Genomic DNA, 1,346 nt, shown 5'->3' with positions numbered 1-1,346 from the left:
GTGGTACCTGGACGACCTCTCCGGCGGCGGCACCGAGTACAACACCGGTGTGGCCCTGCGGCTGCGCGGCGCCCTGGACCCGGACGCGCTGCGCCGCTCCCTGCACCGGCTCGCGGCCCGCCACGCCTCCCTGCGCACCACCTTCGCCACCGCCGACGGCCAGGGCGTCCAGCGGGTCGCGCCGGAGCCGGAGCTGCCGCTGCGCACGGCCGACCTGTCCGGAGCCCCGCACGCGGACGAGGCCGTCGAGGCCTTGCTCACCGAGGAGTTGGAACGGCCCTTCGACCTGGCGGCCGGTCCGCTCACCCGGGCCCTGCTCGTCCGGCTGGGCGCCGAGGAGCACGTACTGCTCCTCGCGCAGCACCACATCGTCACCGACGGCTGGTCGGTCGGCATCCTCACCCGCGAACTCGCCGCCCTCTACCACGCCGAGACCACCGGCGAGCCCGCCGGGCTGCCCGAACCCGCCGTGCAGTACCCGGACTTCGCGCTGTGGGAGCGGCGACAGCGGACCGGCGACGCGGACAGCGCCGATCTCGCCTACTGGAAACGGCACCTGGCGGGTCTGCAGCAGCTGGAACTGCCCACGGACCGGCCGCGTCCCGCCGTGCGCACCACCGCCGGCGCGGCCCACCGGCACACTCTGCCCGCCGAGTTGACGACGCGGCTGCGCCACCTGGCCGCCGGGCGCGGCACCACGCTGTTCACCCTGTTCGCGGGTGCCGCCGCGCTGCTGTTCTCCCGCTACTCCGGTCAGCGGGACATCGCGTTCGGCACCGTCACCACCGGGCGCGGCCGGCGGGAGCTGGAGGACGTGCCCGGGTTCTTCGCCAACACGGTGGTCCTGCGCGGCGACGTGGACGAGCGGGTCACCGTGGACCGGTTCCTGGAGAGCATGCGGACGACCGTGCTGGACGCCTTCGCCCACGACGGCGTGCCCTTCGACCGGGTGGTGGAGGAACTCGCCCCGCCCCGCGACCCCAGCCGCACCCCGCTGGTCCAGGCGCTCGTCGTACAGCAGAGCCCGCTGCCCGTGCCGCCGCTCGCCGGGGAACTGCGCCTGGCCGAACACCCGTTGCCCCGCCCGGCCGCCCGTTTCGACCTGGTCCTGGAGTTCACCCCGGACCCGGACGGCGGCTCGGTGCTGACCGCCGAGTTCAACACGGACCTGTTCGACGCGGCGACCGTGGCCCGGATGACCGCCCATCTGCACCGCCTGCTGGAGGGCATGGCGGACGGCCCGGGCCGTACCCTGGCCGAACTGCCCATGCTCTCCGCCGCGGAGCAGCGCACCCTCGTGGACAGCTGGAACCCGCCCGCCCGCCGGCTCCGGGAGACCGGGCACG

General features: G+C 75.0%; 1 protein-coding gene. It reads left to right on the top strand.

Annotation, left to right across the window (positions count from 1 at the left end; genetic code table 11):
* Nucleotides 1-1,346, top strand: a 1,346-nt coding sequence (locus H5J33_RS35415; protein WP_258565625.1) for a condensation domain-containing protein, incomplete at both ends; no start/stop codon positions are given.

Source organism: Streptomyces sp. WELS2 (assembly GCF_013870595.1).
In the GTDB taxonomy this organism is placed as follows: Bacteria; Actinomycetota; Actinomycetes; order Streptomycetales; family Streptomycetaceae; genus Streptomyces.
The sequence above is the reverse complement of the archived record's forward strand: the minus strand, read 5'-3'. Positions and strand labels throughout refer to the sequence as shown.